This window comes from Corallococcus carmarthensis (genome assembly GCF_003611695.1).
GTDB classification, from domain to species: Bacteria; Myxococcota; Myxococcia; order Myxococcales; family Myxococcaceae; genus Corallococcus; species Corallococcus carmarthensis.
The window spans coordinates 62,024-83,734 of the sequence record NZ_RAWE01000014.1 but is presented as its reverse complement, the minus strand read 5'-3'; the positions used below and the strand labels follow the sequence as shown (position 1 = coordinate 83,734).

At 68.9% G+C, this 21,711-nt stretch carries 19 protein-coding genes and 2 tRNA genes; 8 read left to right on the top strand and 13 right to left on the bottom strand.

Annotated elements, in window-relative coordinates; all coding sequences use genetic code 11:
• Positions 1-6: 6 nt before the first annotated feature.
• Genes D7X32_RS06680 through D7X32_RS06670 form a run of 3 tightly spaced genes read right to left on the bottom strand, consistent with a single transcriptional unit; the run spans position 7 to position 2,449 of the window.
• Positions 7-972: a myxosortase-dependent metalloprotease, MXAN_2677/MXAN_2678 family gene (locus tag D7X32_RS06680; protein ID WP_120601657.1), complete on the bottom strand. Its 966-nt coding sequence runs from the start codon at positions 970-972 to the stop codon at positions 7-9.
• Positions 969-1,868 (bottom strand): myxosortase-dependent metalloprotease, MXAN_2677/MXAN_2678 family, encoded by a 900-nt coding sequence (locus D7X32_RS06675; protein ID WP_120601656.1) that lies wholly within the window; start codon positions 1,866-1,868, stop codon positions 969-971. Before D7X32_RS06675 ends, D7X32_RS06680 begins: the two co-directional genes overlap by 4 nt.
• On the bottom strand, positions 1,868-2,449 hold the full coding sequence (locus D7X32_RS06670; protein WP_120601655.1) for a hypothetical protein: 582 nt from the start codon (positions 2,447-2,449) through the stop codon (positions 1,868-1,870). The genes D7X32_RS06675 and D7X32_RS06670 overlap by 1 nt, the downstream gene beginning before the upstream one ends.
• A gap of 88 nt (positions 2,450-2,537) precedes the next feature.
• Here D7X32_RS06670 and gltX point away from each other — a divergent pair, with 88 nt between their 5' ends.
• The 4 genes from gltX (at position 2,538) to D7X32_RS06650 (ending at position 4,729) form a co-directional block, all read left to right on the top strand.
• Positions 2,538-3,989, top strand: a complete 1,452-nt coding sequence (gltX, locus tag D7X32_RS06665) for a glutamate--tRNA ligase (RefSeq protein WP_120601654.1) — start codon at positions 2,538-2,540, stop codon at positions 3,987-3,989.
• Between the two features lie 46 nt (positions 3,990-4,035).
• Positions 4,036-4,446: a hypothetical protein gene (locus D7X32_RS06660; RefSeq protein ID WP_120529494.1), complete on the top strand. Its 411-nt coding sequence runs from the start codon at positions 4,036-4,038 to the stop codon at positions 4,444-4,446.
• Positions 4,447-4,505: 59 nt separating this feature from the next.
• A tRNA-Gln gene (locus D7X32_RS06655) sits at positions 4,506-4,576 on the top strand.
• A gap of 81 nt (positions 4,577-4,657) precedes the next feature.
• Positions 4,658-4,729 (top strand) — tRNA-Glu (locus D7X32_RS06650).
• A 138-nt stretch (positions 4,730-4,867) separates the two neighbouring features.
• Here the strand turns inward: D7X32_RS06650 and D7X32_RS06645 are convergent.
• Positions 4,868-5,836, bottom strand: coding sequence for a response regulator (locus tag D7X32_RS06645; RefSeq protein WP_171447277.1), 969 nt, complete (start codon positions 5,834-5,836; stop codon positions 4,868-4,870).
• 72 nt (positions 5,837-5,908) lie between these two features.
• On the opposite strand from D7X32_RS06645, the gene D7X32_RS06640 reads away from it, so the two are divergent.
• Positions 5,909-6,481 (top strand): hypothetical protein, encoded by a 573-nt coding sequence (locus D7X32_RS06640; protein WP_244238878.1) that lies wholly within the window; start codon positions 5,909-5,911, stop codon positions 6,479-6,481.
• On the opposite strand, the gene D7X32_RS06635 is transcribed toward D7X32_RS06640, so the two are convergent.
• Together D7X32_RS06635 and D7X32_RS06630 are read right to left on the bottom strand one after the other, a co-directional pair.
• Positions 6,459-7,616: a sensor histidine kinase gene (locus D7X32_RS06635; protein ID WP_120601651.1), complete on the bottom strand. Its 1,158-nt coding sequence runs from the start codon at positions 7,614-7,616 to the stop codon at positions 6,459-6,461. The two genes, D7X32_RS06640 and D7X32_RS06635, sit on opposite strands and share 23 nt — an antisense overlap.
• 135 nt (positions 7,617-7,751) lie before the next feature.
• Complete coding sequence (locus D7X32_RS06630; protein ID WP_244238877.1) at positions 7,752-8,012, bottom strand: DUF2795 domain-containing protein; 261 nt, start codon at positions 8,010-8,012, stop codon at positions 7,752-7,754.
• 195 nt (positions 8,013-8,207) lie between these two features.
• Here D7X32_RS06630 and D7X32_RS06625 point away from each other — a divergent pair, with 195 nt between their 5' ends.
• Positions 8,208-8,414 (top strand): hypothetical protein, encoded by a 207-nt coding sequence (locus D7X32_RS06625; protein ID WP_120601649.1) that lies wholly within the window; start codon positions 8,208-8,210, stop codon positions 8,412-8,414.
• A gap of 63 nt (positions 8,415-8,477) precedes the next feature.
• On the opposite strand, the gene D7X32_RS06620 is transcribed toward D7X32_RS06625, so the two are convergent.
• The 7 genes from D7X32_RS06620 to D7X32_RS06590 form a co-directional block, all read right to left on the bottom strand.
• A complete protein-coding gene (locus D7X32_RS06620; RefSeq protein ID WP_120601648.1) occupies positions 8,478-10,136 on the bottom strand; it encodes a pyruvate dehydrogenase complex dihydrolipoamide acetyltransferase in 1,659 nt (552 codons plus the stop codon).
• A gap of 6 nt (positions 10,137-10,142) precedes the next feature.
• Complete coding sequence (locus D7X32_RS06615; RefSeq protein ID WP_120594201.1) at positions 10,143-11,129, bottom strand: pyruvate dehydrogenase complex E1 component subunit beta; 987 nt, start codon at positions 11,127-11,129, stop codon at positions 10,143-10,145.
• Positions 11,130-11,184: 55 nt separating this feature from the next.
• The gene (pdhA, locus tag D7X32_RS06610) at positions 11,185-12,312 is read right to left on the bottom strand and encodes a pyruvate dehydrogenase (acetyl-transferring) E1 component subunit alpha (protein WP_120601647.1); all 1,128 of its coding nucleotides are present in this window, start codon (positions 12,310-12,312) and stop codon (positions 11,185-11,187) included.
• A gap of 131 nt (positions 12,313-12,443) precedes the next feature.
• The gene (locus D7X32_RS06605; protein ID WP_120601670.1) at positions 12,444-13,211 is read right to left on the bottom strand and encodes an HAD family hydrolase; all 768 of its coding nucleotides are present in this window, start codon (positions 13,209-13,211) and stop codon (positions 12,444-12,446) included.
• 45 nt (positions 13,212-13,256) lie between these two features.
• Positions 13,257-14,861 carry a hypothetical protein gene (locus D7X32_RS06600; RefSeq protein ID WP_120601646.1) on the bottom strand — a complete coding sequence of 535 codons (1,605 nt, stop codon included), beginning with the start codon at positions 14,859-14,861 and terminating at the stop codon, positions 13,257-13,259.
• A 100-nt stretch (positions 14,862-14,961) separates the two neighbouring features.
• Positions 14,962-16,431 carry an MFS transporter gene (locus tag D7X32_RS06595; protein ID WP_120601645.1) on the bottom strand — a complete coding sequence of 490 codons (1,470 nt, stop codon included), beginning with the start codon at positions 16,429-16,431 and terminating at the stop codon, positions 14,962-14,964.
• 81 nt (positions 16,432-16,512) lie between these two features.
• Positions 16,513-17,193: an NUDIX hydrolase gene (locus D7X32_RS06590; protein ID WP_120601644.1), complete on the bottom strand. Its 681-nt coding sequence runs from the start codon at positions 17,191-17,193 to the stop codon at positions 16,513-16,515.
• 130 nt (positions 17,194-17,323) lie between these two features.
• Between D7X32_RS06590 and D7X32_RS06585 the strand changes: the two genes are divergently transcribed.
• Positions 17,324-19,720, top strand: coding sequence for a bifunctional metallophosphatase/5'-nucleotidase (locus tag D7X32_RS06585; protein WP_120601643.1), 2,397 nt, complete (start codon positions 17,324-17,326; stop codon positions 19,718-19,720).
• On the top strand, positions 19,720-21,702 hold the full coding sequence (locus D7X32_RS06580; RefSeq protein ID WP_120601642.1) for a hypothetical protein: 1,983 nt from the start codon (positions 19,720-19,722) through the stop codon (positions 21,700-21,702). Before D7X32_RS06585 ends, D7X32_RS06580 begins: the two co-directional genes overlap by 1 nt.
• The last annotated feature ends 9 nt before the right edge of the window (positions 21,703-21,711 follow it).

The window sequence follows — 21,711 nt, the reverse complement described above, 5'->3', positions numbered from 1 at the left end:
CACAGTCTAACCGCGCGCCCCGTCCGGGGCAGCGCCAGGGAGGCCGGCCAGCGGGGCCGCTGACCGCCTGCTCCTGCGCATCAGCGCGAAGCCCCAGAGCAGCATGACGGCCACGGCCGGGCCTCCGGCGGAAGCACCGCAGCCGGTGCCCTTCCCGTCCGCCACGAGCTTCACGCCCGGATCCTCCGGGATGCGGCACTGCGTGGGCGGCAGGCCGCGCGGATAGGCGGAGCAGAAGCCGGCCGCGGAGCCCGCGTCGATGATCCGCTTGGACGTCTCTCCCTGTGAAGCGGTGGCCTCCATGGTGGAGCCCGCGGAGAAGACATGGTCCAACCCGATGACGTGGCCAATCTCGTGCGTCATCGTGTTCTGCACGTCGTAGGCGACGCAGTCGGTGGACGCCGTGCCCGAGCACGGCGGGCCGTTCACGGTGGTGAACAGGAAGCTGGGGCCGTAGTCCGTCTCCGCCGCGTTGAGCTCGATGTCCGAGTCCACGACGAAGCCGTCCTTGAAGCTGAACGAGGACGTGGTGAGCCCGATGGTGGCGCCCCCGTGCGCCCAGCACTGGTAGACGTTGCCGCACGTCTCCTCTTCCCAGCACGCATCGTCCGGCGGGGCGACGTCCTGGCAGTTGCGCTCGCGGAAGGTGACGACGTTGTAGTTGTCGAAGGGGTGCTCCTCGTCGTAGCCGACCGCGATGGAGCGCGACCAATCCTCGCCCCGGATGAAGCGGAAGTCGCTGCACGTCGAGGACAGCGCCCGCCACGAGTCGAAGGCCGCTTCGATGGCGGCGACCTCCGTGTCCCCGGGCGTGCGCGTGCTGCCGGCCACGTCCAGGTGATAGACGTAGTCACGCCCCGGCCACACCAGACACAGCGGCCGGCCCGGCACGAGCGTGCGCTTGTAGTCCTGCTGCGCGCCCGCCGCTCCCGCGCACAGCAGCACTCCCAGGAGCAGCAGGCGACAGCTCACCGCGCGCTCCTGCGGCGGCGCGCCAGCAGCGAGGCCGCGGCCAGCAGCGGCAGCGCGGCCAGCCCCCCCGTCGCCGCGGTGCAGCCATCGCCGTCGCCATCCCCGTCGCCATTCCCATCGCCGTTCCCGCCCGGCACCGGGAAGCAGGGCTGGCTGGCGCTGCCCTTGGGGTACGCGGCGCACACGAAGCTGCGCGAACCGGAGTCGATGTTGCGCTTGGACGTCTCACCCGGAGGCGCGCTGGGGTTCATGGTGGAGCCCGTCGCCAGCGTGTGGTCCAGACCGACGAAGTGGCCCACCTCGTGGGTGGCCGTGTTCTGCACGTCCGTGTCCACGCAGTTGGGATCCGCCACGATGCCGCACGGCGCGCCGTTGCCGGTGGTGAAGTCGAAGCGCGCGGCGTTGAAGGAGATGTCCGAGTCGTAGACGATGCCCGTGCGCTCATCGTACGTGGTGAGCGTGATGGCGATGGTGCCGTCGCTGTCATCCCAGCAGTCGTACGTGTTCGCGCACGTGTCCTGGGTGAAGCAGGTGTCGCTGGCGTCCACGACGTCGCGACAGGCGCGGCTGCGGAAGAGGATGAGGTTGATGTTGTCGCCGGAGCGGTTGTAGCCCACCGTCCGCGAGTCCACGCGCGAGCCCTCCACCAGCGACAGGTTGCCGCAGCTGCTGAAGATGTCCTGCCAGCTCTGGAACGAGCGGGTGATGGCGTCGAACTCCGTGTGGTTCGTCACCTTCGGGTTGCCCACGCTGCTCTGCTGCCAGTTGACGCGCGTCTGCGTCCAATACAGGCACTGCGTGGTCTCATCCCCGGGGGACACGCGGCTGCGCACGTACGGCGCGGAGCTCTGTCCCATCACCGCCGCCAGCACCACCCACGACGCGAGCGCGCCCATCACTTGCTCCCCTTCTTCGCGGGCGCCGCCTGCTGCGCCTGGACCGCCGCGCGCACGGAGGCCTTCAGCTCCTCCAGCGTCACTGTCTTCGCGTTGGACACCGTCTCCTGGCGCGTCTTCGGATCAATCAGCACCGCGTCCCCGGTGGACGCCGGCACCGCCATCGCGCCCGGGCCGGTGCGCTTCACCTGGTACTTGCCCTGCGCCATGCCGGACAGCTGGAACGCGGACGCGCCGCGCTTCTCCAGGAAGACGACGACCTCCTCGCCCTCGGAGAAGGACGCCAGGCCGCTCACCACCTGGCCAATGTCCCCCACCCGGCCGCCCGGCTGGGTGACGAGCACCGTGCCGCCGGGCTGCCCCTTGAGGGCCTCCGTCACCTGGATCTCCACGTCGGTGACGATGCGCTGCTTGTCGCCGCTCCAGCGGCTCTGCACGCGCCGGACGACGCCCTGCACCACCGCGTCCGACGTCTGCGCCATCTGGGGCAGGTCCGCCCGCAGCATCGTGGTGGCCCCCACCGGCAGCCCTCCGAGCAGGGTGGCCAGCACCACCGTGCGAACCGCGTGTCGAATCGACATGGAACGTCTCCTTGGCCGCGCAGCCTAACCCCAAGCGGGCGGCTTGCGTTGACCCTCGTGCACCCGTCCTGCTATCGCGCGCCTGCCCATGGCTCCGTCAAAACCCCGCGTCCGCTTCGCTCCGTCACCTACTGGATACCTCCACATCGGAGGCGCCCGTACCGCGCTCTTCAACTACCTCTACGCGAAGCGCTACGGCGGAACCTTCATCCTGCGCATGGAGGATACGGACCAGGAGCGCTCCACGCCGGAGTCCGTGAAGGCCATCCTGGACGGCCTCAACTGGCTGGGCCTGGACTGGGATGAGGGCCCCGGCAAGGAGGACCCGAAGTACGGTCCCTATTTCCAGACCCAGCGCCTGGATACGTACCGCAAGTACGCGGACCAGCTCATCGCGGAGGGCAAGGCCTTCCGGTGCTACTGCACCCGCGAGGAGATCACCCAGCGCCGCGAGGCGGTGGAGAAGGCGAAGGGCCAGGGCAGCTACCGCTATGAGGGCACCTGCCACGACCTGAAGGGCCCGCCCCCCGGCAAGAAGCTGGAGGACGCCGTCATCCGCTTCCGCATGCCCGCGGGCGAAGGCACCGTGTCCTTCGACGACAAGGTGCTGGGCACCATCACCAAGGCGCACTCGGACCTGGATGACTGGGTGATGATGCGCGCGGACGGCATCCCGCTCTACAACTACGGCTGCGTCATCGACGACCACCTGATGGACATCACCCTGGTGTCGCGCGGCCAGGAGCACGTCAACTCCACCTTCCCGCAGCTGATGCTCTACAAGGCGCTGGGCTGGACGCCGCCGGACTTCGCGCACCTGCCGCTCATCCTGGGGCCGGACCGGGAGAAGCTCTCCAAGCGCAAGCACCCGGAAGCGGACGTGATGCTGCACAAGCGCACGGGCATCATGCCGGAGGCGCTGCTCAACTTCGTCATCCGCCTGGGCTGGAGCCACGGCAACGACGAGGTCATCACCCGCGAGCAGATGGTGGAGTGGTTCGACTTCGACGGCGTGGGCAGCACCTCCGGCGTGTGGAACCCGGAGAAGCTCCAGTGGCTCAACCAGCAGTGGTTCAAGCTGCTGCCCCCGGCCGTGGTCGCGGAGCGGCTGGTCCCCTTCCTGGAGGCCCGCGGCTTCCAGGCGAAGGGCGACCCGCGCCTGGAGCCGCTGGTGCTCGCGCTGCGCGAGCGCTCGCGCACCCTGGACGAGATGGCGAACACCGCGTCCATCTACTTCAAGAGCGGCGTCACCCTGGATGAGAAGGCCGCCGCCAAGCACCTGAGCGGGGACTCGCTCAACCTGCTGCGCCAGGCCCGGGAGCAGCTGGCCGCCCTGCCCGCCTGGACCGTGGAGCCGCTGGACGGCGTGGTGAAGACGGTGAGCGAGGCCGCCCAGGTGGGCATGGGCAAGGTGGCCCAGCCCCTGCGCGTGGCCATCACCGGCAACACCACCAGCCCCGGCATCGGGGAGACGCTGCTGCTCGTGGGGCGCGACGAAGCCCTGCGGCGCATCGACGCGGCGCTGGCTCGCGGGACGTGAGATTGACGGTGGACGCGGGCATCGCCGGGCCCTATCTTGGCCGGCGATGACGCGACCGCTTGACAGCCTGAGACCGCATTTCTATAAGGCGCGCCCGCTCGGGGCGGTGCTGCTCGCCCTCTGGGCAACGGCCTCTGGCGCCGAGCTGGTGAACGGCGCCCAGATTCCCGATGGTGCCCAGAAGGTGGGCGAGAACCGGTACCGGGCTTCGCGCGACTTCGAGGCGACGCTCGACTACTACAAGAACGTCTACCCGACCTCGAGCTACCCGAGGCGGTCCGTCGTCAACCAGCCGGGCGTCAAGGCCGTGCACATCTCCAACCCCTCCGGGAAGAACTTCGAGGGGCTGAATATTTACGAAGCGAACGAAGAGGTTCGCATCTACGTCGTCCCGTTGCAGGGGTCGGCGAAGCCGGCGAAGAAGTCCGAAGGCAAGCCGGTCAGGAAAACGAAGTAGTTGAAGTCAGCAGCAGAAGTCGGTAGTAGAAGCGCCCGCAACAGCAGCACGCAGCGCCTTGGGGAATCGTCTAACGGCAGGACAGCAGACTCTGACTCTGCTTATCTAGGTTCGAATCCTAGTTCCCCAGCTGAAAATCTCCGGTTGACTGGTCAGAACGGAGAATGTAGGAAGCAGCAGCAGAAACACAGTGGTTGTAGGGAAACAAGCCGGCCCTGTCGTCTAGTGGTTAGGACGGAGCCCTCTCACGGCTCAAACTCGGGTTCGAATCCCGGCAGGGTCACTCAGAGACGCCCACCTTCGGAAACGAAGGTGGGCGTTTCGCTTTGCGGGCTTGTGCATCCTGCCCTGCGCCTCCGGCGGTGCCGCGCCCGTGCTTCCGGACGCGGCCCGTTGTGCGCCCCGGCGCAACCGCCCCTGCTCAGTTCGTGGTCGCGATGCTCTGGCGGAAGGTGTCCAGCGCCGCGGTGAGCCGCTGCTGGGCGCGCTGGATGCCCCGGCGCATCAGCAGCATGCGCACCTTCTCCGGCAGGACGCGGGCGGCATTGGCCTGGCCGTAGCCCACCAGGTCCATGCGCAGGGTGATGGCCTCCAGCAGGTCGCTCAGGTCGGCGTCCTCGCCGGCCAGGAGCACCACGTCCGGGGAACGGCCCTGGAGCCGCTCCGCCAGCGTGTGCCATTGCGGATCCCCGGTCTCCACCACCACCACGTCCGCGCTCTCCAGTTGGGGCGAGTACGGCGGCAGCTCCACCACCTCGAAGGACGCGTCGCGCAGCACCTTCACGGCCTCCGCGCTGCCCACCACCGCGACGTTGCCGGTGTGGCCCAGGCGCACGGCCTGCTCGTAGTTGCGCAGCTCCGTCTCCAGCGCTTCGTGCGCGGGCTCCGGGGCGTCCCGGCCCGCGTCCAGCAGCGCGGCGGCCTGCCGGGCCATCTCCCGGGCGCCGTCGCGCGTGCGCACGCGCTCCGAGCGGCGCTCCAGCGCGGCGCGCACCTTGGCCCGCAGCACGCGCAGGTCGTCGAAGGGCTTCACGATGTAGTCACTGGCGCCGGCGGCGAACGCGGCGATGACGGACTCGGAGCTGGCGTAGGCGGTGATCATCACCGCCTCCAGCGCGGGCTGCATCCGCCGCGCCTCCGCGATGAGCTCCACCCCGCCCATGCCGGGCAGGTTCTTGTCCGTCACCAGCACGTCGAAGCGCTGGTCCTTCAAGAGGACGAGCGCTTCTTCCGCGCTGCCCACGGGGGACACGATGAGGTCCGCTTCGCGCGCCAACAGGCGCACGCAGATGTCGAGCACCACCGGCTCGTCATCCACCAGCAGCACCTTCGAGGCGAGCGTCCCCCGCCCTTCCCCTTCACCTTCGCCGGTCTCGAACGGGAGATCCATGAATTGGGAGGATCGCACAGCTCACGTCCAACTTCGAGGGTGGGAAACAGGCACGCCCACTATGCTCGCCGAGTGAGCTTCGAAGACGCGCTCCGGGAGAACCGGGTGCCGCCGCGGCTGGGCGACGTACGGCTTTTCTACGATGGGGGCCGGCTGGTGGGTGAGTCCCTACCGCCGCCCTGGACGCTGCGGCTGTTGCCCACGCTGCTCGTGGGCCTGGCCGCCGTGTGCACGGGGGTGGGGCTGCTCTTCCTCATCCTGGATTCGGCCCGGACGCCGGGCGCCGCGACCCTGCTGCTCGTGCTGGCGGGAGCCATGGTGGGCGGCGCGCTGGTGCTGGAGGCGCGGCTTCAGCGGCGGCGCTTCGTGCTGCACTTCAAGACGGAATCCCTGCGGCTGGAGACGCTCGCGTGGGCCCCCGGCGCGGCGCGCACGGAGACGCTCCCCTTCGACGACGTGCGCGCGGTCCACATCCTCCAGCCTCCGAAGGGCGGATACGCACTGGTGGTGGAGTACGGTCCGGAAACCGCGCCCCGGCGCGCACTCCTGGTGCGGAACGTGCGGCCACAGGAGAGCGACACCCTCTACCGGGTGTGGCGGCTCTTGCACAACGCCTTCGGGCTCAAGGGAGCGGGGCTCGCTTGAAGGTGAGCTCGATTTCGGTGCCCTCGCCCGGCGTGGACGACAGGCGGAGCTGACCGCCGAACTGCGTCACCAGCTCCCGGCAGATGGACAGGCCCAGCCCCGTGCCGATGCCCACGGGCTTCGTGGTGAACAGCGGCTGGAACACGCGCTCCTGGAGCGCCACGGGGATGCCGCACCCGTTGTCCGCCACGGACAGCACCACCTCCTCGTCGCGCGCCGCCCACCGCACGTCGATGCGGCCCGGACGGCCCGTGCCCTCCATGGCCTGTGCCGCGTTGACGATGAGGTTGAGCAGCACCTGGCACAGCTTCACCGGCCCGAACACGATGCGGATGGGCTCGCCGTTGCTGGTGAGCCGCGCCCGGTCGCGCACCTCCGCTCGCGCCAGCTTCACCGCGAAGGACACGACTTCCGCCACGTCCGCGGTGGCCTCCATGTCCTCGCCGCGAGCCTGCGCGCGCAGGCCCAGCGCCACGCCGCGCAGGTGGCTTGCGCCCTCGGACAGGTCCTTGATGAGCGACGGCAGGTCCTCGATGGTGGAGGACACCTCCGCGTCCGGATCCGTCGCCAGGTGGCGCGACACGTACTGCACCACGCGGTGCATGTCGCGCTGGAGCGAGGACACGTTCTGCGTGAGGTAGCCCACCGGGCCCATGAGCTCGTGCGCGATGCCCGCGGTCACCTGGCCCAGCGTGGCCAGACGCTCGGACTTCATCATCCGGCCTTCCACTTCGCGGATGCGCAGCTCCAGCCGGGCAATCTTCAGCGCGTCTTCCAGCGCCGCCAGCAGCTCCGCGCGGTCCCACGGCTTGACGAAGTAGCGCGTCACCTGGCCGCGGTTCACCGCGTCGATGACGGCCTGCATGTCCGCGTACGCCGTCACCAGCATGCGCTTGGCGTCCGGCGCGATGGTGCGGGCCTTCTCCAGCAACTCCACGCCCGTCATCCCCGGCATGCGCTGGTCCGACAGCACCACGCCAATCTCCCCACGCCGCTGATCCAGCAGCGCCAGGGCCTCGTTGGGGGACGAGCACCGGAAGATGCGAAACCGCTGCCCGAAGTTGGCGTCGAACACCCTCAGGTTGAGGGCGTCGTCGTCCACGTACAGCACGGCGGGCAGGTCCGAGGCGTTCATGGAGCTCCTCCAGACCGTGGCTTCCTCATCCGGAAGACAGGCTGGTCGCGCCGAAGATAACGCGCACGTCCGACCGCGCGCCTGGGGGTACCTTGTACCCAGGCCGGGGGCGAACGTCGCAAACAGCACTCCGCCTCAGACGGAGGCGTTCCCGAGCGCGAGGGCCACCGTGTCCACCGACGGGAAACGGCCCCGGGGCAACGTGCCCAGCAGCGACACCACGTGAGACGGCGCCTCGTTCTCCCGCGCCACCCAGACCAACTGCTCCGCGGTGAGCGGGAACACCGCGCCGCGAAACGCCTGCTGCAGCGAGTGCGCCAGGGACACCACCGGAGTCAGGGGGGCCGGTGACAGCTCCACCTCCTGCAGTCCAAGTCCCAGGCGCTCGCGAGTCATGTCGTCGTTCATTGAGTGAGAAGTTAAGCAGCGAACCGCGCCGCCTGCCGACCTTTTTTCGCCATCCGTAGTTAGTCAGGCAAGCAGGCGCTCTGCTCCTCCATCCCACCGGGTGGCCACCCGGGTGTGGGCATCCCACCGTACCGCCACGGTCGTACGACCCACACCCCCGTTTCCAGGGAGGAGTAACGCACCATGGCGAACAAGAAGAACGAGGACGTGAAGCCCGTGAAGCACGTCGAAGCCACCCGCCCGGAGCCGTGGCCCGGCATCCAGGGCCGCAGCCAGGAGCACGAGGAGGAGCTGGAGACGGGCACGAAGCGCTCAGACCAGGCGAGCGTCACCGAGGCGCAGCGCAAGCTGGAGAAGGACGTCGAGTCGGACGAGCCGACGCGGGAGTAATCCAGGCCATGCCCCGCCCCCGTGCGTGTCGCACGGGGGCGAAGGCGGCGGACTGCTCGACCGCTAGAACAGCAACCGCGAGGGGTGCTCCAGGAGCCCCTTCAGCTCACGGAGGTACTCCGCGCCGGTGGCCCCGTCGATGACGCGGTGGTCACCCGACAGCGTCACCGTCATCATCTTGCGCACCGCCAGCTGGCCGTCACGCACCACGGCCTTCTCCGCCACGGCACCCACCGCGATGATGGCGGACTGGGGCGGGTTGATGACGGCGATGAACTGGTCGATGCCGTACATGCCCAGGTTGCTCACCGTGAGCGAGCCGCCTGTGTACTCGGCGGGCTTCAGCGAACGCTTGCGGGCGCGCTCCGCCATGTCGCGGGACTCGGAGGAGATGGCCTGCAGGCCCTTCAGGTCCGCGTCGCGGATGATGGGGGTGATCAGCCCGTCCTCGATGGCGACCGCGATGCCCACGTCCACGGTGCCGAAGTGCAGCACCTGATCGCCCTGGAGCGACACGTTCATCTTCGGTGAACGGCGCAGCGCGATGGCCGCCGCCTTCACGATGATGTCGTTGACGGACACCTTGAGGTCCAGCGCCTTGGCCTCCTCGCGGATCTTCACCGCGGCGTCCATCTCCACCTCCACCGTCAGGTAGAAGTGCGGCACGCCGGGCTTCACTTCCGACATGCGCTGGCCAATGACCTTGCGCATGGAGGACATGGGCACCGCCTGCGGCTCAGGGCGCGTGCCGAAGGCGCGAACCTCCGGAGCAGCGGCCTTCTTCGCCGCCGGCGCCTGCGCGGGAGCCTTCGCCAGGCCCTGGCCCAGCGCCTGCTCCACGTCGCGCTTCACCACGCGGCCCAGCGGACCCGTGCCGCGCACCTGGCTGATGTCCAGCCCGCGCTCCTGGGCCATGCGCTTCGCCAGGGGGCTGGCGCGCAGCCGGCCGCCAGCACCACCCCCCGAAGCAGGAGCCTGGGGCTCGCGGCGCAGCGGAACGACCTGTCCCCCGGCGGGCGCGGACGGAGCCGCGGCGGCGGGAGCCTGGGCAGGTGCCTTCGGAGCGGCCGGAGCCTGGGGTGCGGCCGCCGGAGCGGAGGCCCCGGCCTTGGCGCCCTTGGGCGTGAGGAACGCGATGGGCGCGCCGACCTTGGCCATGTCGCCCGCCTGCACGGTGATGCGCGCGAGCGTGCCGTCGTCGTACGCCTCCACCTCGAGGTTGGACTTGTCCGTCTCCACCTCGGCGATGGCGTCCCCGGAGGAGATCTTGTCCCCCTCCTTCTTCAGCCACTTGACGATCTTCCCCTCCGTCATCGTCGGGGAGAGCGAGGGCATCAGGATGGCAATCCCCTCACCCGCGCCGCTGGCGGCGGGGGCCGGGGCCTGCTCGGGAGGCTTCGGCGCGGCGGCAGGGGCGGCGGCCTTGGGGGCCTCCGTCTTCTGGGGCGCCGCGGCCTGGGGAGCGCTCCCCGTGGCCTTCTCTCCCTTGGCGCCGAGGTAGCCGATGGGCGAACCCACCGCGGCGACCTCGCCTTCGGGCACGGAAATCTGGATGAGGTAGCCGTCGTCGAAGGCTTCCACCTCGAGGTTGGACTTGTCGGTCTCCACCTCGGCGATGGCGTCTCCGGAGGAGATCTTGTCTCCCACCTTCTTCAGCCACTTGACGATCTTCCCCTCCTTCATCGTCGGGGAAAGGCTGGGCATCTGAATGGGCGTCGCCATACGCGTTCAGGCTCCCTCGCGGTACAGCACCTTCTTGATGGCGGCGATGATCTTGGGCGCGTCCGGTTGGGTCGCGTTCTCCAGGTTCGCCGCATAGGACATGTTCACATCCAACCCGGTGACGCGCACGACGGGCGCGTCCAGGTCGTCGAACGCCTGGGACTGGATGAGGTCCACCACGGACGCGCCGATACCGGCCAGCGCCCAGCCCTCCTCGCAGATGACCACGCGGTTCGTCTTGCGCACGCTCGCGAGGATGGCCTCCTCGTCCAGGGGCCGCAGGGTGCGCAGGTCCAGCACCTCCACGCTGATGCCTTCCTTCGCCAGGGCCTCCGCGGCCTCCATGCAGAAGTAGTACATCCGGCTCCACGTGATCAGCGTGACGTCCGTGCCCTCACGCTTCACGTCCGCCTTGCCCAGGGGAACGATGTGCTCGCCTTCCGGCACCTCGCCCTTGATGGCGTAGAGGCGCTCGCCCTCGAACATGACCACCGGGTTCTCGTCCCGGATGGCGCTCTTGAGCATGCCCTTGGCGTCCGCCGGGGTCGCCGGGGCAATCACCTTCAGGCCGGGGAAGTGCGCGTAGTTGGCCTCCAGCGACTGGCTGTGCTGGCTGGAGAGCCGGCCGCCCGCGCCGCCCGGGCCGCGGAACACGATGGGGCAGCGCAGCTGGCCGCCGCTCATGTGGCGCAGCTTGGCCGCGTTGTTGACGATCTGGTCCATCGCCAGGATGGCGAAGTTCCAGGTCATCATCTCCACCACGGGGCGCAGACCCACCGCGGCGGCGCCCACGGAGAGGCCGGTGAAGCCCAGCTCGCTGATGGGCGCGTCGATGATGCGCGCGCTCCCGAACTTGTCCAGCAGGCCCTGGGACACCTTGAACGCGCCGTTGTAGCGGCCCACTTCCTCGCCAATGAGGAACACATTGGCGTCGCGCTCCATCTCCTCGGCGAGCGCCTGGTTCAACGCTTCGCGATACATCAACTCGGGCATCGTCGGCTCCGAACTCGAATCTCGAAAGGGTAGTGGCTGGGGGAGAACGTGAGCGCTAGCGGCTCAGGCCCGCCTTCTTGTCCGCCTGCTCGGCCTCGGCGCGGGGCTCCAGGTCCCACGTCACCTTCAACTCCTGGCCCGACGGGTACTTCGGCCAGTTGGTGACCTTCACGCCCAGCACGCGCTCGCGCGGGCGCACGTCCTCCTCGCCCGGCTCCACGATGGTGTCGCGCCACAGCTCTTCCACGCTGGGCTCGGGCGACTCGTCGGCGAACTTCACCGCCGCGTCCACCGCGCGCTTCTCCTCCTCCTCGATGGCCTCGAAGTCCGCATCGGAGAGGTTGAAGCCCTGCTTCATCGCGAACTCGCGCAGCTTGGGGATGGGGTCGTTCTTGCGCTCGTCCTCCACCTCCTGCTTGGTGCGGTAGTTCGCCGGGTCCGCCATCGAGTGGCCGCGGAAGCGGTACGTGTTCGCCTCCATCAGCACGGGGCCCTTGCCCGCGCGGCAGTACTCCGCGGCGTCCTTCACCGCTTCGTACATCTTGAGGACGTCCATGCCGTCCACCGCTTCGCCACGCATGCCGTACGCGGAGGCGCGCTTGTGGATCTCCGGCACCGCGGACGTGCGCGCGATGGCCGTGCCCATGCCGTAGCGGTTGTTCTCGCAGATGTAGATGACCGGCAGCTTCCACTTCTGCGCCATGTTGAAGGTTTCGTGGAACGCGCCCTGGTTCGCGGCCGCGTCGCCGAAGAAGCACACCGTGACGCGGTCCTCGTTGCGGTAGCGCGCCGCAAAGGCCATGCCCGCCGCGAGCGGAATCTGCCCGCCGACGATGCCGTAGCCGCCGTAGAAGTGGTGCTCGATGTCGAAGATGTGCATCGAGCCGCCCTTGCCCTTGCTGTAGCCGGAGCCCCGGCCGAACAACTCCGCCATGATCATCCCGGCGTCGCTGCCACGGGCCAGCGGCTGGCCGTGGTCGCGGTAGGCGGACAGCATGTAGTCGTCCGGACGGATGGCCTCGTTGCAGCCCACCGCCACGGCTTCCTGGCCGATGTAGAGGTGACAGAAACCGGCGATCTTCCCCAGCGTGTACTGCTGGCCGGCCCGCTCCTCGAAGCGGCGCAGGAGGTACATCTTCCGGTACATCGTCAACAACAGGTCCTTCGAGTACGCGCTGGCCACCGCGGCATGCCTCCGTCTGGGCCGCCCCTGGGGACCCGAGGGGGAAAGGGCGGCGAACGCCGTGCGCCTCTTAGCGCGCGGCCAAGGGACTTCCAAAGCCTTTCAGAAACCGTCTCCACCCCGCCTTTCTTTCAGGCGCGGTGCGTCACGTCCTCCAATGCGAAATGGGGCACCGACACGATGCCATCCTTCAATTCCACGGCGCGTCCCGAGTGGTCCGTGGCCAGGTGGATGACTGTCGCCTCCGGGAAGCGGTGGCGGTAGTCATTGGCGTGCGTGGGTTCATTGTCGAACGCCGCCACCACGGTGCCCATGCGGCCCAGGCGCAGGTGGGCCTCGCGCTTGAAGGCGTCGTCGTTCTCCGCGAGCGTGGGCTTCATGACCAGGTGCACGCGCGCGTCCGAACCCGGAGGCGTCACCATCCCGCAGCGCGCCAGGCACGCGATGGTGCCCTCGCGCATCGCTTCATGGCGCCCGGTCAGGTAGACGACCTGCGCGCCCGTGGTGGCCACCGCCTGGGTGAAGGCCGCCGCCCCTTCAATCGCTTCGTCGGAGACGCAGTAGGCGCTGGTGAAGAAGCGCTCCTGCCAGAAGGCGCGCGCGTCCGCGTAGCGCCGCTCCACCTCCGCGTCCTCCATGCCGCACGCCCGCATGGCGGCGCGCATGTCCCAGCCGGTGTCCCAGTGGCGCGGCTCGCACACGGAGAGCAGGCTCAACGACCGGGCGTCGCCGTACTCGCGCAGGATGCGAGCCTGACGGGGCCGGTTGTCGAAGAGGGTGGAGTCCAGGTCGAACGCCAGCACCGCCTGGGGGCCAAGCGAGCGGGCCTTCTCCAGGATGCTCCGGAGCGTGTCGCGCCAGTCCGGCCGCACGCGTTGCTTGAGGTCTTCAAAAGCCATGGACGCCGGAAGATACATGCCCCCGGCGCGGGGCTGGCCATCAAATCACGCGCCCGCGCGCCATGCGGCTGGCTGGATGGGCACCGACCCCCCTGGCTCCGCGGACGCCGCCGGAGCCTCCGGAGCCGCCGCCAGTGCCTCTGGGGCCCGGACGAAGTTCTGCATGCGCTGGATGCCGTTGCGGTCCAGCACCAGCCGGACCAGCTGCGCGGACTCCTTGCGCACGCCCGCCTCCATCACCGTGAAGCGGAACACCAGGTCCACCGGGTAGCGCTTCGCGCCCCGGATGTGGCCCACGGAGAAGTCCCCCAGGTCCACGTACTCCAGCGCGAACTCCGGCTCGTCCATGTCGCGCAGGAAGCGCCCCACGTGCAGCCGGAGGATGTCCGTGACGCCCGTGAGGCCCCGCTCGGAGCGGGGCAGCAGGCGCGCGTCCAGCACGATGCGCTTCTGGTAGCGGATCACCGCCTCCGACAGCTCGCCCTGGGACACGGTGAGGAAGTCGTCGTGCAGCCGCAGTGACGACACCGCCTGCGGCACCTTCACCGCCGCGCCGTAGTCCACGCGCTCCTCGCAGATGCCGATGGTGCGCGCCGTGACGGGGTCCACCAGATCCGTGGTGCGGTCGTACAGGTGCGTGGCGGCCACGCGGCTGAACATGCGCCGCAGGCCTTCCTTGATGCGGTCCTTCATCATGTAGCCGACCACGGCCACCAGGAAGAAGTTGAGGCTCACCTGCGTGAAGCGGACCTGCGCCCAGAGCGCCACCGACGTGGCGAAGGCCATGGCCACGCCCGCCGCGATGGCGAACAGCACCTCTTCCCAGCCCTGCCGCCGCTGCCGCCGGCGCGAGGACAGGAAGAGCACGTTCATGCAGAACTTCTTCAGGAAGCCCAGCCGCTGCATGTACTCCTCGTTGTCCCCCGTGGGGCTCAACACGGAGCGCAGCCGGTGCTCCTTGCGGTAGGACTCCTCGCGCAGCACCGCCTGCATCAGTCCCTTGCGCAGGGGCAGCCACGGCCCCGTGCGCGGCAGCGCGTCCATGTCCGCCACCGCCCGGCGGAAGAACTGCTCCACCAGCAGGCTCACGTACTCGTCCACCAGCCGCAGCGACGCGCGCGTCTTCTCCTGGAGCTTCGCCTCACCGGTGGCGCGCAGCCACGCACGGAAGCGCTCCAGCACCGCGGGCACGGAGTCCCCCGCCGAGCGCACCACCGACTCCAGGTCCACCCTCGCCGCCTCGCCGGCCTTGGCGTCGCAGCGCGTCTCCACCGTGGTGGCGAACCGGCGCAGCGCGCCTCGCAGCACGCACGAGAAGAGCTTCGCCTGGTAGACGACGTCCGCCTCCGGCGCCAGCCCCGTGCGCTGCCACGCCTCCAGCTTCACCAGCGGCGAGCCCTCCGACGACAGGAGCTCCCCCAGCTCCATCACCGGCGTCTTGAAGCGCACGTAGTTGTGGATGTCCGCGTAGAAGTCCGCGCGAGGGTACGTCTCCGCGTCGATGTTCAGGCTCGACGGCAGGAAGAGGTAGGCCTCCACCAGGTAGCGCGTCTCGTCCGCGCCTGTCGGCTGGTACTCGAGCTTGATCTCGAACTGCTTGCGGTCGTGGACGTCGAACCGGCTGTGGAGCGCTTCGGGGGCCTGGGACACAAACTCCAGTCTACGTCACAGGCCTGTCACACGGGAGCCACCCCCACCAAAGGACAGGGGCGCGTCCGGGGTCACACACCCGGCGCGCTCCGCTGGTGCCTCAACCGTTGGTGCCCGTACGAGACGACGCGCCCGGCACGGCGCCCGGGACGACGTCGCCCACCGGCAGGGGCGCGCCCCGGGGCTGGGGCTTCGCGTGCCACACCCGCGACGCCAGCACCAGGCCCACGACGGCCAGGGGCAGCATGGCCAGGGGCCACGGCTTCCAGTTGGCGGGGTCCTTCATCGCGTCGCCCGTGGGGAGGATCTTCCCGTAGACGAGCGCGTGGATGGCGGTGCCCGCGTACACGGCACCGTCGATGATGCCCACCACGATGCCCGCGTTCTTCTTGCCGCCAAAGTCCATGGTGGCCGTGCCGGACAGCATGCCGTGCACGCCGATGACGCACAGGGACATGAACACCACGGACCAGCCTGCCCCGGCCGTCCCCAGCAGGAACACCGCGCCCACGGCGCCCAGCAGCAGGCCCGCGTAGAGCACCGTGGACACGGGGCCCCGGCGCGAGTCGAAGATGCGGTCGCTGATGACGCCCGCGAACATGCCGCCCAGGATGCCGGCGACGCACGACAGCATGCCCCAGTTTGAGGCCACGAAGCCGCCGGACTCGCCCACCGCCTTGGCGTACTTGGGGAACCACTGCATCACCGCGTTGCGCAGGAAGCCGCTGCAGAACTCCACGCCCAGGATGATCACGATGACGCGGTTGCTGAGCAGCTTGCCGAAGAGCTGCGGCACGCTGAGCGCCGGGCCCGTCTCCCCGCTGGACGCATCCGCCGTGTCGAAGTCCGGGTGTCCCGTCTGGGACGGCGTGTCGCGGATGACGAAGAAGTCCAGCACCAGGAAGCCCAGCAGCAGCGCCGCGGGCACGAAGAACACCCACCACACCGGCGCGGCGTCCGCGATGAAGCGGCACCAGTCGAACGCGAAGTACAGGCCCAGTGAGATGAGGATGCCGAACACGCCGCCCAGCTGGCCGCGCTCCCGCACGTGGAACCACGACGCGTTCACCTTGACGATGGAGACCGCGCCGAAGCTCTGGAAGTACATGTTCACGCTGTAGAGGCCCGCGAGCCACGCCACCACGCCGCCCGGCGGGGCCCAGCCGTTCTTCAGCACCGCGTACACCAGCCCGCCCATAGCGATGTTCGCCACCGCGGAGCCGCCCGCGGACAGCAGGATGGTGAAGCGGCCGCCCAGCTTGTCCGTCAGCGGGCCGTTGAGGAGGAAGGCCGCGCCGTACGTGAGCGTCCCCCAGAAGAAGATGGTGGCGAAGTCCGCGTTGGACGTCTGCGCGCCCATGGCGCTCGTCGCCACGTTGACGTTGTAGCGCCCCATGTAGAGGAACGCGTACGTGAGCCCCAGCGGGAACCAGTTGAGGAAGCGGCGGCGGCGGAACGCATCGCTGTGCCCCAGCTCCACCTTCGGAAGCCGTGAGAGCACCAGGCCAATGGCCCCGAGCAGGATGACGATGGGCAACAGCTGGGCCAGCCACGGGGGCAGCGACGACATGCGACGAACCTCGCCTGGAGGAGGAAACGGACGGGCAGCACCCTACCCCGTCCGTCCTCACCCCGGAAACAGCAAGCGGCTTCAGGAAAGCCGGGCGAGCAGTCGCGTGAGGGAGACCTCCGTCTTCGCGTCCGCGATGTCACCGCGCCGGCACGCGTCCAGCACCGCGCTCAGCGGCCGCCACTGCAGGTGGATGCCCTCCTCCAAAGGAGAGCCGTCCCCCTCCACCTCGCCCTGCGCCACGCCGGTGACGTCCACCGCGGCCGGGAAGACCTTCTCCGAAAGGATGCCCGGCGCGAGGAAGAACGCGCCGCCCAACAGCTGGATGTCCTCCGGCCGCACCGTGTAGCCCGCCTCTTCCTTCACCTCCTCCGCCGCGCGGCGGCGAAGGCCCTCCTCGCCCTTGTCCGAGGGCTCCAGCAGGCCGGCGACGATCTCCTCCACGCGCAGATAGCTCACCGCGTCGGGCACCGTCATGGACGCGGTCTGCTCGCGGCGGAAGTACGCCGCGGGGCGCAAGTTCATCCGCGTCAGGACTTCCACGTTTCCATCTGACGCGCGGCGGTAGATGAGCACCGACACCGCGTCCAGCCGTGGCCGGTCCACCACATCCACCCGGTACACAGAGGAGGAAGAGCCATCCGCGCGCCGGTTGCGGCAGCGCAGCCGACGCACCCGGAGGAAACCTTCGTCACAACGCGCCGTGGCGGAGAAGTCCTCGATGATCTCGATGTCGGTTACATTGGAACTGCTGGGACGCATGTCTGCCTGCTCTCCTGGTGCCCTGGTAGGTGGAGGTGCCACGGTGGCGTTGCTTGCCCGTGCACCCTTGATCCCGTAGGTTGCGCCGTCCTCAAGTCGTCACTCCCTACGAATCACGGATCCGTCACGAATGTGTCGCGCACTGCTCGGCCTCTTTTGCGCCTGCGCCCTGGCCCTCGCCTCGTGCATGCCTGTACTGGAAGGCCAGGACTACCACCTCGAGGGTCAGGAGGTGCGGCTTACCCTCCTTCATACCTCTGACATCCACTCGCGGCTCGTCCCGTACGACTTCACACCCCTGAAGACGGACCAGGACCTGGAGCTCATCCCGGAGGCCGGTCCCTTCGGCGGCGCCACGCGCATCGCGTCCATCCTCAAGCGCGAGCGCAAGAAGGGCGACCGCATCCTGCACCTGGACTCGGGTGACTGCTTCCAGGGCGCGCCCATCTTCAACGTGAACACGGGCGAGGCGGAGTTCCGCTTCCTCTCCGAAAACCGTCTGGACGCCGCCGTGGTGGGCAACCACGAGTTCGACGCCGGCGCGCTCAACTTCACCCAGAAGGCGCGCAACTTCGCCAACTTCCCGCTGCTGGCCGCCAACTACTTCTGGGACGACCCGAAGACGACCGGCACCAACGGCACCGCCATGGTGACCAACCCCTACACCATCCGGACGGTGAAGGGCCTGCGGGTGGGCGTCATCGGCATGGCGAACATCTCCTCGCTCAACTCCATCGTGGAGGGCGGCAACAGCCTGCAGGTGACGCCGCTGGAGCAGAACGAGGCCGCGCGCTCCTACGTGGAGCTGCTGCGCCCGGTGACGGACCTGATTGTCATCGTCAGCCACCTGGGCCTCACCGAGGACCAGGATCTCATCCAGGGCTACGAGGCCTACTATGAGTACGGCCGCGCGAAGCCCTTCATCAACCGCGCGCACGACCAGTGGAAGGTGCTGGAGTGGTTCGGGCCGGAAGGCAACGACAAGTCGGTGGTGCGCGTGCACATCGCGGGCGTCAGCGGCATGGACGTGGTGCTGGGCGGCCACCTGCACGTGGTGCTCAACCCGCCGCAGCTGGTGACGGACCCCAGCGGCCGCAAGGTCGTGCTGTCGCACTCGGGCGCGTTCGCCAAGTACGTGGGCCGCCTGGAGCTGGTCGTGAAGATGCCGGAGCACCTGGGCGAGAACGAGGGCGCCGAGGTCATCAGCCAGGACTACCACGCGTTCCCGGTGGACGCCCTCTGGTGCAACGAGGCGATGCGCAAGTACCGCTTCGACGACAACATCTTCTGGGATCCGGGCAAGTTCATCGAGGCGCCGGGCGTGCGCGAGGCCATCGCGGAGTGCGGCCGGCAGGAAGACGCGCAGACGACGGACCTGCTCATCCCGTACCTGCTGGGCATGGACGTGAAGCTGCAGCTCACCTCCATCTTCTCCTACGCCCCGCTCGACGTGCAGCGGCGCAACAACTCCAACGGCGGTGATTCCCCGCTGGGCAACATCGCCGCGGACTCCATGCGCAAGCGCAACCGCGTGGAAGCGGAGATGGCGCTCACCAACTCCCTGGGCATCCGCGACAACCTCTACGCGGGCGTCGTGACGCAGGAGGCGATGTTCAACGTGTTCCCGTTCGAGAACACCATCAACATCATGTACCTGTCCGGCGTGGAGATGCAGGAGATGTTCGACTTCGTCACCGAGCGCTCCGCGGAGCGCGGGTGCGTGAGCCAGGCGCAGATCTCCGGCGCCCGCTTCACCATGGACTGCGCCCAGGTGCAGCTCAACGACCTGCGCATCGCCTGCACCCCGGCGACGGTCAGCACGGACTGCCCCCAGGCGGACCGCGAGGGCCACGCGCCGTGGACGTGCCTGGAGGACACCGCCGGTTCGCGCTGCTGGGCGCACCCGGGCATCGACATCCAGATCAACGGCAGGCCGCTGGACACCAACGGCACCTACAAGGTCGCGGTGAACGACTACATCGCCAAGGGCGGCTCCGGCTTCACGGTGCTCAAGCGCAACACCACGCGCATCGAGACGGGCATCAGCCTGCGCGACTCGCTCATCGGCTACATGCAGGGCTTCTGCACCTGCAAGGACCTGCTCGAGGGCAAGGAGACGTCCAGCAACGGCACGCGCTGCGGCTCGCTCGTGAACGGCCAGTGGACGGTGGACGACAAGACGCTGAACTCCTGCAAGGTGTCCAAGGCCTTCGAGGACGGGCTCGACAAGAAGGTGGGCAGCTGCGCCTGCCGCGACCTGCTCAAGGTGCCCGCGGACGCCACGGAGCAGCAGAAGGCCATGGCCCAGTGCGGCCTGCCGGACATGACGAAGGACGCGGCGCTGGCGGAGTGCGCGTTGCCGCAGGGGCCCTACACCGGCCGCTGCACGTGCCGTGACCTGCTCACGGGCGGCAACCCCACCTGCGGCACCGTGACGAGCCAGCTGCGGTCGTTCTGTGAGAAGCCCACAGCCATGCCCATCGCGAGCGCCATCGAGGATGGCCGCATCGGGCGGAGGGTGAAGTGATGAAGCGACTCTTCCTGCTGTCCACGCTGGCCCTGGCGGCCGGCTGCTACACGAAGGAGTCCGAGACGACCGTCGGACTCACCTCGTTCCGCGTGGAGGTGACCAGCATCACCACCGGGGATTCGCCGGCCGCGCTGCTGCCCGTGGTGAACGCGTGCGCCGCGAAGTACGGCAACGACCAGGCGGCGGTGCCGCCCGCGGTGCGCGGCACGACGGACTGCCCCTACACCCTGCCCCGCACGAACGTGGACATCGGTCTGTCCATCACCGCGCTGGACGGCACCGGCGGGGAGATGACGTCCTTCAACGGGCCGGTGTCGTTCCGGGTCATCCCGGGCGACCTCACCGGTGAGTACAACAAGCGCTGGGCGCAGCTCACCAACGGCAAGGGCACCGGCAGCGTGCGCGTGGCCCACCTGTACGGCGAGACGCACGTCTGGGTGCAGGACCAGGACCTGGAGCTGGACTACGCGGACGGCGGCGTCGTGGGTGACCTCTCCCAGCTGCCCCAGGAGCCGGACACGCGCACCCTGGCGACGGGCCTGTCCACGGGCATCCGGTTCGAGGAGCCCGCCCTCGCCACCATCCAGCTGCCGGAGGGCGGTTCGGAGACGAGCGTCTTCACCAAGCAGTTCATGCGCGTGGGCCGCCCGCCGGAGGCCGGCGAGCCGCTGACGCAGAACTGCGACCCGTCCGACCCCAACAACGGCAAGCAGATGATGCTGCTGGTGACGGGCACGGACTCCAGCGGCTTCTACGTCACGGACATGACGGCCTGCCGCGTGCTGGAGAAGAGCGTCACGGGCGCGAACGTCCAGACCGCGGAGCCGGACGGCTACAACCCGGGCCGCTTCAACAGCATCTACATCTACAACTACTCCTTCCCGGAAGGGCTGGACTCCGGCGACCTGCTCTGGACGCTGTCCGGCACGGTGGCGGAGTTCACCAACACCACGCAGATGAGCTTCCCCGCCTGGACGCTGCGCGAGAACGTCCGCCTGCTGCCCCAGGACCAGTGGAACAAGTACCTGGACCTGGTCCCGCCGGTGGAGGTGAACGGCCGGCTGTGCGGCTACAGCGGTTCGCCGTACCTGGACGACATCCTGTGTGGCTACAGCTACAAGAACTACAAGATGGAGAGCCTGGAGTCGTCGCTGGTGAAGCTGCGCCGGGTGAAGTTCCCCAAGGTCTTCCGCAACTGCGACGCCAACGGCAACAACGAGATGCCCATGTTCTGCCCGGTGGGCAGCGGCACGTCGCGCAGCTGGCAGAACTGCTTCGCGGAGCCCGCGGATGACCCGGACCTGCCGGAGCGCAAGTGCGTCATCGACTGCGCGCTGGGCATTGGCGAGTACGCCGGCACCATCTGCGCGGAGAAGACGACGTACACGAACTTCGGTCAGTTCGTGGTGGAGATGAACGCCACCGGCCCCGCCTCCGCGGGCATGGACGAGTCCGTCCCCGGCCGCATCATGAGCGTCACGGCGGGCACCACGTCCGTCAGGCCCTCGAAGACGCTGCCCCAGGGCTACCGGATGAACATCCTCTGCACCCAGCCGGTGCGCGCGCGCTTCGGTACGGACACCGTCACGGTGGACCAGACGGGCACGCTCATCCCCGCGAACACCCGCTTCGAGTACACCCTGCAGGGCTCCGAGGTGACGGTCGCGCTGGTGCGCGACGCCGCCGCCACGGCCAACGCCAGCTGCACGGTGTCTCCGGACACGCGCTCGCGCATCAGCCTGCAGATCAAGGACGCGGTGCCGGACCTGAACCCGGACTGCAACGAGAACGACGCCGACGCGGCGAAGGCGCTCCAGTGCAAGCAGCTGCGCGCGGCCACCTTCGACGTCGTGGGCCACCTGAAGCACGTGGGTCCCGCGCGTCCGCGCTGGAACGTCCTGCCGAGAGACCAGGACGACCTGTGCTGCTATCCGGGGCCCGGGATGGAGTGCCCGAAGCCCATCAAGCCGTGCCCGTAGTCGCCATTC

Coding starts and splice junctions, on each gene's coding strand:
- D7X32_RS06645 (WP_171447277.1), bottom strand. CDS start 5,836: ATGGATCTCCCGTTCGAGACCGGCGAAGGTGAAGGGGAAGGGCGGGGG.
- D7X32_RS06605 (WP_120601670.1), bottom strand. CDS start 13,211: ATGGCTTTTGAAGACCTCAAGCAACGCGTGCGGCCGGACTGGCGCGAC.
- D7X32_RS06635 (WP_120601651.1), bottom strand. CDS start 7,616: ATGAACGCCTCGGACCTGCCCGCCGTGCTGTACGTGGACGACGACGCC.
- D7X32_RS06615 (WP_120594201.1), bottom strand. CDS start 11,129: ATGCCCGAGTTGATGTATCGCGAAGCGTTGAACCAGGCGCTCGCCGAG.
- D7X32_RS06590 (WP_120601644.1), bottom strand. CDS start 17,193: ATGCGTCCCAGCAGTTCCAATGTAACCGACATCGAGATCATCGAGGAC.
- D7X32_RS06675 (WP_120601656.1), bottom strand. CDS start 1,868: ATGGGCGCGCTCGCGTCGTGGGTGGTGCTGGCGGCGGTGATGGGACAG.
- D7X32_RS06625 (WP_120601649.1), top strand. CDS start 8,208: ATGGCGAACAAGAAGAACGAGGACGTGAAGCCCGTGAAGCACGTCGAA.
- D7X32_RS06585 (WP_120601643.1), top strand. CDS start 17,324: ATGTGTCGCGCACTGCTCGGCCTCTTTTGCGCCTGCGCCCTGGCCCTC.
- D7X32_RS06595 (WP_120601645.1), bottom strand. CDS start 16,431: ATGTCGTCGCTGCCCCCGTGGCTGGCCCAGCTGTTGCCCATCGTCATC.
- gltX (WP_120601654.1), top strand. CDS start 2,538: ATGGCTCCGTCAAAACCCCGCGTCCGCTTCGCTCCGTCACCTACTGGA.
- D7X32_RS06630 (WP_244238877.1), bottom strand. CDS start 8,012: ATGACTCGCGAGCGCCTGGGACTTGGACTGCAGGAGGTGGAGCTGTCA.
- D7X32_RS06620 (WP_120601648.1), bottom strand. CDS start 10,136: ATGGCGACGCCCATTCAGATGCCCAGCCTTTCCCCGACGATGAAGGAG.
- D7X32_RS06670 (WP_120601655.1), bottom strand. CDS start 2,449: ATGTCGATTCGACACGCGGTTCGCACGGTGGTGCTGGCCACCCTGCTC.
- D7X32_RS06660 (WP_120529494.1), top strand. CDS start 4,036: ATGACGCGACCGCTTGACAGCCTGAGACCGCATTTCTATAAGGCGCGC.
- D7X32_RS06580 (WP_120601642.1), top strand. CDS start 19,720: ATGAAGCGACTCTTCCTGCTGTCCACGCTGGCCCTGGCGGCCGGCTGC.